The organism is uncultured Maribacter sp., assembly GCF_947496775.1.
Lineage (GTDB): Bacteria > Bacteroidota > Bacteroidia > Flavobacteriales > Flavobacteriaceae > Maribacter_B.
Genome location: NZ_CANMDU010000016.1, coordinates 1 through 14,381, shown reverse-complemented (window position 1 = coordinate 14,381; position 14,381 = coordinate 1). Strand labels below are relative to the sequence as shown.

Sequence of the window (14,381 nt, the reverse complement as noted above, 5' to 3'; positions counted from 1 at the left end):
TTCTTTTATGAAAAAAAACACCTTTCTTATTATTGTAATTTTTCTTGTTATTTTCCTTTTAGACATAGACCCAATATATGCTGGTCCTGGCGGAACCATTGTCAAAGCCTTTTTTAAGACCTGGTGGGGAAAATTAATTATGACAGTATTGGCTATCATTTTTTTACCCCTTATTATATATGTTCAAATAAGAGAATCCCTTGGTATTAAAAAATCAAAAAAACAATTACTCCTTCTTGGAAAGATTAATAAAGATTTTCTCCCCCTGAATCTGGATAAAACAGTTAGAAATATATTTAGCAGAGTCTACATTGCATGGAATAATGAAAAGATGAACGAAGTATCTGAATATGTTAGTAGTTGGTATTGGCAAAACCAACAATTAGTACATCTTGATCAGTGGAAAAAAGAAAATTTAAAAAACTATTGTAAAGTAGAAAAGATTGGAAAAATAAAACCCCTATACCTTGAAATTTCTGAAAATAAAGACCTTGAAGGATCTAAAATAGCATTTAGGATTAACGCAACAATTAAAGACTATCTAAAGAATAGGGACACTCACAAAATTGTTCAAGGAAAAAATGAATACGGAGAAGAAGAAAAAATTTGGATTTTAGAATACACCAATAAAAAATGGGTTCTAGATGATATTCAAAACGGCGAATTAAGCTTAAACTTTGCTAAAATGACGAATATCATTCCAAACAGCATTATGGTATCGAAAAGCTCTCCAATAAAAAGTAGCTAAAAATACTATCTATAAAAATTCATCTCATCCATATACTTCCAAACTACGTCCGGAAGCATAGGTTTTATATTTTTACCCAAATTGTGATTTTTACGAATAAAAGTAGATGAGATTTCCATAATAGGAGCATCTACTTTATGTATTTTAGGGTGATTTTTAAATTGATGGTCTACACTACCACTAGAGACTCTTGGATATACATATAGATTATAATCTTCTAAAATAACCTCATAATTTTTCCACTTATGAAAGCCTTTTAAATTATCTTCTCCCATAATAAGAGAAAACTCATATTCATTGGCATGCTTTTCTGAAAGTACTGCCAAAGTATTTATAGTATAATTTGGTTGCGGTAAATTAAACTCTACTTTACTAGGTTTTAAGGCAGGATATTCTTGCACTGCCTCATATACCATCTGGTATCTGTGATTATTATCTAGTAAGGTTTTTTTAGTTTTAAAAGGGCTTTGTGGTGTAACAACAAACCATACCTCATCTAAATCTGAAAATTCTACCATATGATTGGCTATTACCAAATGCCCCAAATGTATAGGGTTAAAAGTACCAAAATACAGTCCTACTTTTTTCATTTATTTATTCCTATTCTTCTGAATTCACAAATTCAGCAACCATATCGTGCGCTTCTTTTAATGCCGTATCTAAATCGTAATTCTTAATAATTTTATCGAACTGGGGGGCTGTAGCAAGCTCTACTCCTGCCTTAGCAATTCGCATATTTATTTTATCATCACTTTCCGTGCTTCTCTTCTTAAGTCGAATTTTTAACTCGTCTATACTTGGAGGTTTCACAAAAACGGCAAGGGTTTCTTTCGGAAACTTTTTCTTTATTCGCAATCCACCAACCACATCAATATCAAAAATTACATTTTTACCTTCTGCCCAAAGGCGCTCAACTTCTGTTTTTAAAGTGCCGTAAAAATTGTCTCTGTAAACTTCTTCCCATTCTAAGAACTCATCATTTTTTATGCGGTTTTTAAATTCCGAAACAGTCATAAAATAATAATGTTCCCCATTTTTTTCTTTTCCACGACGAGGTCTTGAAGCTGCCGAAACCGAAAATGCTAAATTTAAATCTGTTTGTTTTAATAAATGCCGAACAATAGTTGTTTTGCCACTACCAGATGGCGCTGAAAATATTATTAATTTACCACCTGCCATTATAAAACATTCAACATTTGTTCTTTAATCTTTTCTAACTCGTCTTTCATTTGCACTACAATTTGCTGCATAGGAGCGTAATTAGCTTTTGAACCAATAGTATTTATTTCTCTTCCTATTTCTTGACAAATAAAACCAAGTTTTTTACCATTACTATCCGAAGAGTTTAGTGTTTTCGTAAAATATTCCAAATGATTATTTAGCCTAACTTTTTCTTCTGTAATATCATATTTTTCCAAGTAGTAAATAAGTTCTTGCTCAAACCTATTAGCATCCACTTCCACGGTTAAGTCTGCTACTGCTTTTTCTAACCTTTCTCTAATAGTACCCTGCCTTTCTGGGTCCATTTTTACTACTTCCTGTAACAAGGTCGACAATGTCTCTAAACGCAATTTAAAATCCGTTTCTAAGACATTACCCTCTTCTGATCTAAATTTATTTATCTCCTTTAATGCTTCTAGTAAAGCTTCCTTTATAGAATTATATTCCTCTTCATCTATATCTTCCTTATCCGTTTTCATAGCATCTGGCAAACGTAATGCCATTTCTAATAAACGTAAGGCATCTCCATCTGCTATAGATTTTAACTGCTCCATGTATTGCTTTACAGTAACCTCATTTACCTGAGCAGAAGTACTATCTCCGGTATTTTCTATATACAACCCAAAATCTACCTTTCCACGGACCAAAGAACTGGCAATCAACTTTCTTAATTCTAACTCCTTTTCTCGATATGCGGAGGGCATTCTAGCGTTTAAATCTAAGTTTTTGCTGTTTAGAGATTTTAATTCTACAGTTATCTTTTTTGAGGGAAGTTGAATTACATGTTTCCCAAACCCGGTCATGGATTGAATCATATATAGATTATTTGCCTGCAAAGATAATTAAAGCAGATTAGTTAACAGGGATTGGGCTATTTTAAGTGATTTGTTATTTAAAATAGTTGCATTTTTTAAATATAATTTCCGTTTTTACAACTCCCTCACCCAAATATTTCTAAAACTTACTCTGCTATTATCGCCATGATCTTGCAATAACAATGGCTCTTTACCATGCGGCGGGTTTTTAGGCCAACCTATGTAAGGTGTTGTTCCTTTAATTTCTACATGATCCTGAATTAATATTCCGTTATGCAGCACCGTCAAGGTTCCCGACTTAATTTTTAAACCAGCACCATCAAACTCTGGGGAATGATAAATTATGTCATAAATATTCCATTCTCCGCTAACCACAGAAGCCATAGCTAAAGGCGTATGTTGTTTATAAACAGACCCTACTTGCCCGTTTACATAGGTAGAATTATCATTATTATCTAAAACTTGCACCTCATACTTTCCAGATAAAAAAATCCCACTATTTGCCCTATTCTGTCCTTCTCTTTGAATTTCTTTAGGAGATCGCCACTCTATATGTAATTGTATATCTCCGAATTTTTGTTTGGTTTGAATGTTGCCAGTTTTGTCATTAACCGTCATACTCCCATCTTCATTTAAATGCCATTTTGCCTCTGTCTGATCTTTGGCGCTTTCCCAATGATCTAAATTATCGCCATTAAAAAGAACAATAGCATCGCTAGGAATTCCATTATTATCCTTTTTAACCACAGGTACTACAGGCTCATAAAATTCTGTTTCCTCTGGTTTAGTTGGTTCTTTCCCCTGATACTCCGACGAAAGAACTGTCTCTTCAATAACTTCTACATCTAATGAAGGCATTTCTTCCTGACCATAAATACCCCCTATACAACATACAGTTGCAGAAATGGCAATCCACATTTTTTTCATACTACAATTCTTTGATTTTTATATTTCTGAAGGCCACTTTATCTCCATGGTCCTGAAGGCCAATTTTCCCCGTAGCATATTTTCCAAACTCTGGCCAATCCGCAAACTTAGATTTAGCAACCATAACTCCCCATTCTGGATTATTTACAGGGAATTCTACAATTGTTTCTCCATTTAAAACCACATTACCTTTATTTGTTTTATGATTTACCATTATCTGGCATGAATTCCACTCACCAATAGGTTTAGTTACATCTTTAGATGGAGAAACCATATCATACAAAGCCCCAGCCTGATGAGTTGTTCCTACTTTAGCATCTGGATGTTTAACATTATCTAAAACCTGAATTTCTGGCCCAGTTTGGTACGCTTCGGGCAGGCGTTCTTTTTCTTTAACCCCCCAAAAAATACCACTATTACCCCCTTCTGAAATTTGCCACTCTAACGAAAGCACAAAATTTGTATACTCTGATTTTGTCACTAAATTATAACTAACCCCTTTCGGTTTATTTACCGGAGGATAAAAAACCATAGCTCCATTTTCGAGCTTCCAATTTTCAGAAATAGAACTTTTCAGATACTCTGTCCAATTATCCAAATTAGTCCCATCAAAAAGGACTTTCCATTCCTCTTGAGGAACTGTTTTTGCTTTTGTTTCTATAACAACTTTATTCTTAGTCTCCTTCTGCTTACAACTACAAACAAAAAATAGAGCCAAAAACAGGCATAATAGCTTTCTCATCTTAGTTTAAACTCCTAAAATACTTTTTAATACTCCTTTATCAATTTCGGTACTTGCAAAATCATCGAATGTCTTTTCTGTAGCCTCAATAATATGTTTTTGAATAAATGGAGCGCCTTCTCTAGCTCCCTGTTCTGGGCTCTTCATGCAACATTCCCACTCCATAACTGCCCAAACATCGCATCCATATTGCGTAAGTTTAGAAAATATGCCACTAAAATCTACCTGTCCGTCTCCTAAAGATCTAAACCTACCAGCTCTATCTATCCAATCCGAATAACCACCATAAACTCCTTGTTTTCCTGTAGGATTGAACTCTGCATCTTTTACATGAAAAGCCTTTATAAAAGTATGATAGTGATCAATAAAGGTAAGGTAATCTAAATGCTGTAACACGTAATGACTTGGGTCATAAAGCATATTTACACGTTTATGGTTATTGGTCGCTTTTAAAAACCTTTCGAAAGAAATGCCATCATGTAAATCTTCCCCAGGGTGTATTTCGTAACAAACATCTACCCCATGTTCATCAAAATGATTAAGAATAGGCATCCATCTTTTTGCAAGTTCTTCAAAACCCATTTCTACCAATCCGGCTGGTCTTTGAGGCCAAGGATACATGGTATGCCATAGTAATGCTCCTGAGAAAGTAGCATGCGAATTAATTCCTAAACGTCTACTAGCCGTGCCTGCCTTTTTTACCGTTTCTATTGCCCATTCTGTTCTAGCTTTAGGATTGTTTTTAACAGCATCCGGAGCAAAACCATCAAACATAGTATCGTAAGCAGGGTTAACTGCTACTAACTGTCCTTGCAAATGTGTCGATAGTTCTGTTATTTCTAATCCAAAAGAATTTACAGTTCCTTTTAACTCATCGCAATAAGTTTGACTTTCTTCTGCCTTGTCTAAATCTATTAAAAAAGACTCCCAGGTAGGAATTTGTATTCCTTTATATCCTAAATCTGCTGCCCATTTACATATGCCTTCTAAAGTATTAAATGGAGCTTTACTGTCTACAAACTGCGCTAAAAAAACCGCTGGACCTTTAATCGTTTTCATTCTAATTTCTTAATTATATAATTATTATTTTCGTAATATTTCGTAATATTTCGTGACATTTTTAGTGATTTCGCCAAGTAAATTCTTGGAATATGCATTATATTTAAAGTTATTTTGTCACTTTATCAACATCTTCTCTGATAGGATATAAATATAGGCATAACATCATAAATATTTTAAATAAAAAACAATGAATAACGAGGAATTATACGATGCTATAGTAGTAGGCACAGGAATAACTGGTGGTTGGGCTGCAAAAGAATTATGCGAAAACGGCTTAAAAACATTAGTATTAGAACGCGGGCCTATGGTAAAACATATAGAAGACTATAAAACCATGAACGACGACCCTTGGGATTACCCCCTTAGAGGAAACTTATCTAAAGAAGACAAAAAGAAACAACATAAACAAAATAGAGTTGGTTGGGCCCCGAAAGAAGACAATAAACATTTTTTTGTAAATGACCTGGAACATCCTTATGAAGAAATAAAACGTTTTGATTGGATTAGAGGTTACCATGTTGGCGGCAGGTCACTAACCTGGGGAAAGCAGAGTTATAGATGGAGTGATATAGATTTTGAAGCCAACAAAAAAGAAAACATTGGAGTAGATTGGCCTGTTCGTTATAAAGACATTTCTCCTTGGTATGATAAGGTCGAGGAATACATTGGAGTAAGTGGTCAAAACCTAGGGTTAAAACAATTACCTGATGGTAAATTTCAACCCCCGATGGACTTAAATTGTGTAGAAGAATCCTTAAAAGAATCTATGGCCACCTCTTTTAATGATGGTAGACTCTTAACTATTGGAAGGGCAGCCCATATTACGGATAAAAACGCAAAAATTGAAGGAAGAACTCCTTGCCAATACAGAAATAGATGCTCCAGAGGGTGCCCTTTCGGAGGATATTTTAGCAGTAACTCCTCTACTCTACCTGCTGCCGAACGAACAGGAAACATGACTCTAAGACCAAATTCCATTGTACATGAAGTGGTCTATGACGATAAAACAAAAATGGCTACAGGTGTAAGAATTGTAGATGCCCTTACGAATGAAAAAATAGAATATAAAGCCAAAGTAATTTTCCTATGTGCCTCTGCAATGGCTTCTGTTGGTATATTGCTTCAATCTAAATCAGAACGTTTCCCAAATGGACTAGGAAATGATTCAGATGCTTTAGGGAGGGGCATCATGGACCACCATTATCAATTAGGTGCTTCTGCCAAAGTAGATGGCTTCTTGGACAAATATTATAAAGGAAGAAGACCAAACGGTTTTTACATACCTCGTTTTGTAAACTTAGATTCAAAAACAGAACGTAAAGATTACAAAAGAGGATTTGGCTTTCAAGGAAGTGCTAGCAGAGGAAATTGGTCTGATGCCATAGCAGAAATGGGTTATGGTACAGATTTAAAAGAGAGTATTTTAAAACCTGGCGAATGGCGTATAGGTGCTGGAGGTTTTGGTGAAATGCTACCATACGATGATAACCGGGTTACCCTAAGTAAAACCAAAAAAGACAAATGGGGATTACCACTATTAGCTTTTGACGTAGAGTTCAAAGAAAATGAATTAAACATGCGGAAAGATATTCTCAAAGTAATTTCAGAAACATTTAAAGCGGCTGGCTTTAAAGATGTGCATACTTATGATAACAAAACTGGCCCTGGACTGGGAATTCACGAAATGGGTGGTGCAAGAATGGGACATTCTGCCAAAACATCTATAGTTAACAAACACAACCAGGTGCACACCGTTCCTAATGTATATGTAACAGATGGTGCATTTATGAGTTCCTCTAGCTGTGTAAACCCATCTTTAACATATATGGCCTTTACAGCTAGAGCTGCAAACCATGCTGCTAAAGAATTTAAAGCTGGTAAATTTTCCTAAAATGATTATCTTGCTAGACAATTGTTATTACACTAACAATATTACAAATTATAAACACGTTTGATGTAAATGGAAAATTCTTCGGCAAGAAATATGTGGGGCGACTATCTAGATAAACATTTAGAAGATGCCTTCCATGAAGCCCCCAAGGCCATTCATTTTTGTGATAATGAAAAAGATGCCAATACATGTGCTAAATTAGTTACCTCTGGCATAAAAAAAGCCACTACGGATTCTTTAATCGGTATTCAAAATAGAAATGAAAAATTACCAAAAATTGGAGATTTCACAGTGATTACTAACTGGGAAGGAGAAGCGCAATGTATTGTAGAAACAACCAAAGTAACCCTAAGACCTTTTTTTAGTATTGATGAAGCCTATGCTAGTAAAGAAGGGGAAGGAGACAAATCCTTAGACTACTGGAAAAAAGTGCATTGGGATTACTACACTAGGGAATTTGAAGATTTTAATCGTAAACCTAGCGAGAGTATGATTGTTGTTTGCCATGAATTTGAGCTAGTCTTTAAACGCTAAATTATATAAATAAAAAATGCCGCTTTAAAAAAGCGGCATTTTTTATACTATTTATCTTTAGACTAAGGTTCTAAAGTAACCCATGTATTACCATTTTTATTCGACTCTACAGTGGCTTCGATAAAATTCATTCCACGAACACCATCTGTCATTGTTGGAAATTCGCCATTATTATATTTCTCTCCACGAATTGCACGTGCTGCTCCCAAATAAATGTTAGCCATAGAATCAAAAATTCCTTCAGGATGCCCTGCAGGTAATTTTGTTCCGTCCAAAGACAAATCTGAATTATAAGCGTGTCCTGGTTTATAAACTTGCATTGGTTCTGTATCACTTAGCTTATATAAGTAATTAGGGTTTTCTTGCTCCCATTTAAATGCTGCCTTTTCACCATATATAGCAATAGACAATCCGTTTTCTTCTCCTGTTGCTACTTGACTAGAACGTATTAACCCTTTTACATGATCATCCATACGTATTAAAACAGTACCGTCTACATCCATTTGATTGTCTTCATACAAATAATTAAAATCAGACAAAATAGAATTTATCTTTAACCCTGTAGTATATTCAATAAGATTAAAAGCATGCACACCAATATCTCCTATACAAGAACTAATTCCTGCTTTTTTAGGATCCAATCTCCAAACAGTAGACCTCTTTTCTTGATCATGAATAATAGTATTAATCCAACCTTGATAATAACTAGCATCTACCTTATGAACTTTACCTAAAGCTCCGGCTTTAATCATCTCTCTCATTTGACGAACCATAGGATAGCCCGTATACGTATGCGTTAAAGCAAAAACAGTTCCTGCTTTAGCATGCGCTTCTTGCAATTCTTTTGCCTCTTCCAAAGTGGTCGTCATTGGCTTTTCACAAATAACATGAAAACCATTTTCTAACAGTTTTTTAGCCATAGGAAAATGAAGAAAATTGGGTGTTAGTACGGAACAAACCTCAATGCGCTCTTCCTTTGGCAATTTCATTTCCTCTTCTATAAATGTATCAAAGTCTTTATAAATACGATTTGTAGGAACATCAATTTCTTTTGCGAAAGCCATATTGGCATCAAAATCTGGATTAAAAACAGCTCCTGTAATTTGATAATTATCATTTATATGGGACGCAACCCTATGCAATACTCCAATAAGAGAATCTCCGCCACCTCCGAGAATTCCCAGTCTTATTTTTTTACTCATTTATTCCTATTTAATTTCTTTACAATACTTTTTTTAATACTTAATTTATACAGGAGCTTCTTCCCCATGACCAATTCTGTTTTTTTCAATTTTATTTCGCATAAAAAACAAAATTCCGAACAAAGCCACTAGTGCCAAAGGAAAATAAACTACAATTCCCAAGACAGCCTTCCCTGCAGCAATTTCAGCCAAAGCACCTGATAATCCCGATGCCATTGCCGTATTTTTTTCTTCATCTAACCAAGAACCAATTACGGGGTTCCACATAGAAGTTGCAAACATTCCTGCTCCACCAACTAAAGACATTCCTAATGCTCCTGTTTTAGGCAAATATTCCGATACAAAACCAATCATTGTTGGCCAAAAGTAACACACTCCTAATGCAAATAATGCCGCTGCAACGTATATCATTGAGCCATCAACTACACTCATAAGATATATAGCAACACTAGTTATTATTGCCGACATCCAAAGAACTCCAGCTGGGTTCAATTTATGAACAATAGGACCTGCAAAAAATCTACCTAAAGCCATAATACCAGTAACCAAAGCTAATACAAGCATAGGGCTAGCTCCAGAACTGCCAAGTATAGTTTCTATCCATTGTTGCGGAATAAATTCTGAAACTGCCGTTAAAGTCATACAAACTGCCATAAAAATAAATAAAGGACTTGCTAAGGCTTTAATGTTATTTGAGGTATTTGATTCCATATTCTTACTCTCCGGAAATTTTTGAGTAAATATTAAATACCCATATATAAGAGTAGGGATTAACATGGTTGCAATTAATGTTTGCCATCCCATTCCTGCATCCGTTAAAAATTTAGTAACCAGTGCCCCAATTACAAGACCACCAGGAAACCAAACATGAAATTTATTTAACATTGCAGTTCTATTGTTGGTATACATCTCTGCAATCATAGGGTTACACGCTGCCTCTACTGAGCCATTTGCAAAACCAATAAAAAACGTAGATATAATTAAAGTCCAAAAACCACCAGCAAAAATAGTTAGTAGCAATCCTAGCATATGACATACAAAAGCAACTATCATAAGTTTTTTTGCTCCAACGGCATTATATAATAAACCTCCTAAAATCATAGCGAGCGGAAAACCTAAAAATGCCATACTGTTAATCCACCCTAGTTCTTTATTAGAAATCTCAAAATCTACTCCTAATTGCGTTAAAATACCTGCCCTTATAGCAAATGTCATGGAAGTTACGATTAACGAAATACAGGCCGCTAAAAAAATTTGATTCTTATTTACTTGTTTCATTTATAATGTATTTGATTGGTTGTTGGTATTATTATTTTGCGTATAATTAAAAATCCTATTGCACCTCTTTAGATGCTTTTAGTAATAAATCTTTCGTAGCCTTTATCCCTTCTTCTTCTCCCAATATGCTACCTTCATACTCTACTCCAATAAACCCAGTATAACCAGCATCTTTTACTATTTGAAGCATTTTTGTATAATCAATTTCAGTTTCATTTCCTTTATCATCAAAATCATGAGATTTTGCACTAACCGCTTTTGCTCTTGCCATTAATTCTGTTACTCCCACATATTTATCATAACTCTCTGCGCAACCTTCTTTATAATTTTTTGGATTATTTCTTTTTATACAAAAATTACCAAAATCTGGAAGTGTACCACAATTACTCATGTTTACAGTTTCCATAACTTCAGCAACTAAACTTCCATTTGAAGAAAGACCTCCGTGATTTTCTACTATAACATTTATATTTTTAGTTTTAGCATAAGTAGCCAGTTTTGTAAGACCATCTACAGAATTTTTTTTCCATTCTTCAACAACATCACTCCCTGCAAGGTTTACTCTAATAGCATGACATCCCATTGCTGCTGCTGCATCTACCCATTTAAAATGTCTTTCTACGGCTTTTTTTCGCTCCTCAGAATCTGAAACCGCTAAATTCCCTTGGCCATCTATCATTATTAAAATATTTTCAACACCATGTTTTTTTGCTTCTAGGTTACATTTTTCAACAAAATTAGCCATAGCTTCATCGGAATAATTAGCTTCGGATAGTTCAGGATTATATAATTGGCTAACGTATTCTAGGCCCGTAAATCCCATATTTTTTGCTTTCTCGGCAAAAGTATATGGATCCACTCCATCCTCCTTTATCATTTTATGAATAGACCATTGCGCAAGAGATAATTTAAAAAATGGTTCTTTTTCGGCCTTCACTACATCTTCATTTTTTTCCACAATATTTTCTTTTTTAACTTCTTTGCAAGAATACATTCCGACAATTAAAAAAATCAATACTAATTTAACGCCGCTTTTGTTTAAAAATAAATTCATCATAGTTATTCTTTAATCTATTACATTAACTGAAACTTCAAAAATAGGGGTATTTATATCATTGCACAATCATAAATTACTATAACGTTGTAGTTAAATTTTGGCAATATATTAAGCATTTAAATGTAGAAAATTTATTTTATATTTAATAAATTTAGAGAATAAACAATTTAATACATGCAATTTAGTACATGAATAAATTTTTTTACAACGAGGAACAAGAATCGTACGACGCTATTGTAGTTGGCACAGGTATTAGTGGCGGTTGGGCAGCCAAAGAATTATGTGAGAATGGATTAAAAACTTTAGTCCTAGAGCGTGGCAGAATGGTAACCCATATAGAAGACTATATTACTGCCAATAAAGACCCTTGGGATTTTCCAAATGGAGGGGAATCTACTCAAGAGGAATTGGCAAAACAGCCAAAACAAAGTAGAACTGGTTATACAACCAAAGCTGCAAGTGCTATGTGGTTCGTAAATGATTTAGAACATCCCTATAACGAAACCAAGCGCTTTGACTGGATGAGAGGGTACCATGTTGGAGGACGTTCGTTACAATGGGGAAGACAGAGTTATCGTTTAAGCGATATAGATTTTACAGCAAATAAAAAAGAGGGGATTGCTATAGATTGGCCCGTACGTTATAAAGATATTGCTCCGTGGTATGATAAAGTAGAGGAATACATAGGAGTTAGTGGAGAAAACTTAGGATTACCTCAGCTACCAGACGGAAAGTTCTTACCAATGATGGAATTAAATTGTGTTGAAGAACATTTGAAAGAAAAAGTTGCTGAAAATTTTAATGGAAGAGTAGTAACTGCCGGGCGTACTGCACATATAACAGGAACCAAAGAATTCGACGGAAGAAGCAAATGCCAATATCGTAGTCGCTGTATAAGAGGGTGTCCTTTTGGAGCTTACTTTAGTAGTTTATCATCTACTTTACCTGCAGCGGAAAGGACTGGAAACATGACCTTAAGACCAGATTCTATTGTTCATGAAGTAATATACGACCCTAAAACCAAGAGAGCAACAGGTGTTAAGGTAATTGACAGACTTACAAAAGAAACATTTGAATTTAAAGCAAAAGTAATTTTCTTATGCGCTTCTGCAATAGCTTCTACTTCCATTTTAATGCAATCTAAATCAGAAACTTTTCCTAACGGCATGGGTAATGCCTCTGATCAATTAGGCCGCAATATTATGGACCATCATTTAAAAGTTGGTGCCAGAGCTACAGTAGATGGTTTCACCGATAAGTATTATAAAGGAAGAAAACCAAACGGGGTATATATTCCAAGATTCAAAAATTTAGGAGGAGATAGTAATACTAAAACCTACAAAAGAGGTTTTGGTTACCAGGGTGGCGCCTCAAGAAATAACTGGGAAGATGCTGTTGCCGAATTATCCCATGGTAAAGATTTAAAAGAATCTATTTTAAAACCAGGAGGATGGACTTTTGGAATTGGAGGTTTTGGAGAAGTTCTTCCTTATGAAGACAACCGATTCACTCTAGATTATAATAAAAAAGACCAATGGGGTTTACCTACTGTTACATTTGATGCTGAATTAAAAGAAAATGAGCGCAATATGCGTAAAGATATGCAAGCATCTGCAATAGAAATGCTAACTAAGGCCGGGTTTAAGAATGTAGAAGGTTTTGACGACACTTCTGCTGCTCTTGGACTAGGAATACATGAAATGGGAACTGCCCGTATGGGAAGAGACCGCAAAACGTCTGTATTAAATGGAAACAACCAAATACATGATGTTCCAAATGTTTATGTTACTGATGGATCTTTCATGACTTCGTCTAGCTGTGTAAACCCATCATTAACCTATATGGCATTTACTGCAAGAGCAGCAAACCATGCCGCTCAAGAACTTAAAAAAGGAAACTTATAATGGATAGAAGAAAAGCATTAAAAAATATGGGGATGTCTCTTGGTTACGTTGTGGCCACGCCAACCCTTTTAAGTATTGTACAAAGTTGTAAAACAGAAAAGGTATTAGAATGGACTCCTGATTTTTTCACTAAAGAGCAAGGAAATATCTTAATTTCTTTAGTAGATATTATTTTACCTAAAACAGATACGCCATCTGCTTCTGAAGTACAAGTACATCTTTTTATTGACAGATTCGCCAATGAAGTAATGACTAAAAAACAGCAAGATTTTATTAAGCTTACTTTTGAAAAATTTACTAATAGCTCTTTAAAAGAAACCGGCAAACAGGCAGTAAATGAGTTTACTTCAATGGATCTAGAATCTACTTTAGCAAAAGCATTAAAAGTAAACAAAGAGGAACAAAAAGTAAAGGAAAAGGCAATTGCAGAATATAATAAATCTGTAAATGAAAATAGTTCTGGCAACCTTGCAGACAATGTTGCTAGTTATGCATTCGCCAGTAAACTTAGAGGAATGACAATTTTGGGTTACAAAACATCTGAGTATATTGGGGAAGAAGTTTTAGCTTACCTACCCGTTCCAGGAGAATATATTGGCTGCGGTGACCTAAACGAACTTACGCAAGGTAAAGCTTGGTCTTTATAAAAAAACACTAAAAATATTTTTAGGCCTTAACCCATTGGTTAAGGCTTTTTTTATGTGCAACAAAAAACAATATATCTACGAAATTAATAAATTAACAATATTTTATATGTTAAAATGTAATTATCGTAGACTATCTGCGTTCTAATTACGTATATATTATAAATTTCTCTAAAAATGGACAATTACATTTTATTATTAACCTTATATATAGTTGCCCTTATTACTGCTTTGGTTTTTAAACCAAACTTTAAAAAGTAACACACACCTACAAAATTAAAACAAGTTTTTATTAACATAAATAAAAGCAAAAAGCCTCGATATGTAAACATATCGAGGCTTTTTTAATAATAAAC

General features: G+C 34.5%; 14 protein-coding genes. 5 read left to right on the top strand and 9 right to left on the bottom strand.

What is annotated here, in order from left to right; all coding sequences use genetic code 11:
* The coding region (locus Q0856_RS17430) for a hypothetical protein (protein WP_298507053.1) at positions 1 to 748 on the top strand (748 nt) is incomplete at its 5' end.
* A 5-nt stretch (positions 749 to 753) separates the two neighbouring features.
* Here Q0856_RS17430 and nadD read toward each other — a convergent pair.
* The 6 genes from nadD to Q0856_RS17400 form a co-directional block, all read right to left on the bottom strand.
* Positions 754 to 1,338, bottom strand: a complete 585-nt coding sequence (nadD, locus tag Q0856_RS17425; RefSeq protein WP_298474676.1) for a nicotinate (nicotinamide) nucleotide adenylyltransferase — start codon at positions 1,336 to 1,338, stop codon at positions 754 to 756.
* Between the two features lie 10 nt (positions 1,339 to 1,348).
* Positions 1,349 to 1,927 carry a guanylate kinase gene (gene gmk, locus Q0856_RS17420; RefSeq protein WP_298474678.1) on the bottom strand — a complete coding sequence of 193 codons (579 nt, stop codon included), beginning with the start codon at positions 1,925 to 1,927 and terminating at the stop codon, positions 1,349 to 1,351.
* Entirely contained in the window at positions 1,927 to 2,784 is an 858-nt protein-coding gene (locus Q0856_RS17415; protein ID WP_298507051.1) for a YicC/YloC family endoribonuclease, read from the bottom strand. Before Q0856_RS17415 ends, gmk begins: the two co-directional genes overlap by 1 nt.
* A gap of 114 nt (positions 2,785 to 2,898) precedes the next feature.
* On the bottom strand, positions 2,899 to 3,642 hold the full coding sequence (locus tag Q0856_RS17410) for a DUF1080 domain-containing protein (RefSeq protein WP_298507055.1): 744 nt from the start codon (positions 3,640 to 3,642) through the stop codon (positions 2,899 to 2,901).
* A gap of 70 nt (positions 3,643 to 3,712) precedes the next feature.
* Positions 3,713 to 4,453 (bottom strand): DUF1080 domain-containing protein, encoded by a 741-nt coding sequence (locus Q0856_RS17405; protein ID WP_298507049.1) that lies wholly within the window; start codon positions 4,451 to 4,453, stop codon positions 3,713 to 3,715.
* Positions 4,454 to 4,459: 6 nt separating this feature from the next.
* Positions 4,460 to 5,512: a sugar phosphate isomerase/epimerase gene (locus Q0856_RS17400; protein ID WP_298507048.1), complete on the bottom strand. Its 1,053-nt coding sequence runs from the start codon at positions 5,510 to 5,512 to the stop codon at positions 4,460 to 4,462.
* Between the two features lie 190 nt (positions 5,513 to 5,702).
* Here Q0856_RS17400 and Q0856_RS17395 point away from each other — a divergent pair, with 190 nt between their 5' ends.
* Together Q0856_RS17395 and Q0856_RS17390 are read left to right on the top strand one after the other, a co-directional pair.
* Complete coding sequence (locus tag Q0856_RS17395; RefSeq protein WP_298474686.1) at positions 5,703 to 7,406, top strand: GMC family oxidoreductase; 1,704 nt, start codon at positions 5,703 to 5,705, stop codon at positions 7,404 to 7,406.
* Between the two features lie 69 nt (positions 7,407 to 7,475).
* Complete coding sequence (locus Q0856_RS17390) at positions 7,476 to 7,940, top strand: ASCH domain-containing protein (protein WP_298474688.1); 465 nt, start codon at positions 7,476 to 7,478, stop codon at positions 7,938 to 7,940.
* A 62-nt stretch (positions 7,941 to 8,002) separates the two neighbouring features.
* On the opposite strand, the gene Q0856_RS17385 is transcribed toward Q0856_RS17390, so the two are convergent.
* Genes Q0856_RS17385 through Q0856_RS17375 form a run of 3 tightly spaced genes read right to left on the bottom strand, consistent with a single transcriptional unit; the run spans position 8,003 to position 11,477 of the window.
* Positions 8,003 to 9,142: a Gfo/Idh/MocA family oxidoreductase gene (locus tag Q0856_RS17385; RefSeq protein ID WP_298507046.1), complete on the bottom strand. Its 1,140-nt coding sequence runs from the start codon at positions 9,140 to 9,142 to the stop codon at positions 8,003 to 8,005.
* A gap of 45 nt (positions 9,143 to 9,187) precedes the next feature.
* Positions 9,188 to 10,420 (bottom strand): MFS transporter, encoded by a 1,233-nt coding sequence (locus tag Q0856_RS17380; protein WP_298474692.1) that lies wholly within the window; start codon positions 10,418 to 10,420, stop codon positions 9,188 to 9,190.
* Positions 10,421 to 10,475: 55 nt separating this feature from the next.
* Positions 10,476 to 11,477, bottom strand: a complete 1,002-nt coding sequence (locus Q0856_RS17375; protein WP_298474694.1) for a sugar phosphate isomerase/epimerase family protein — start codon at positions 11,475 to 11,477, stop codon at positions 10,476 to 10,478.
* A gap of 188 nt (positions 11,478 to 11,665) precedes the next feature.
* On the opposite strand from Q0856_RS17375, the gene Q0856_RS17370 reads away from it, so the two are divergent.
* Entirely contained in the window at positions 11,666 to 13,381 is a 1,716-nt protein-coding gene (locus Q0856_RS17370) for a GMC family oxidoreductase (RefSeq protein WP_298507044.1), read from the top strand.
* Complete coding sequence (locus tag Q0856_RS17365) at positions 13,381 to 14,028, top strand: gluconate 2-dehydrogenase subunit 3 family protein (protein ID WP_298507042.1); 648 nt, start codon at positions 13,381 to 13,383, stop codon at positions 14,026 to 14,028. The genes Q0856_RS17370 and Q0856_RS17365 overlap by 1 nt, the downstream gene beginning before the upstream one ends.
* The last annotated feature ends 353 nt before the right edge of the window (positions 14,029 to 14,381 follow it).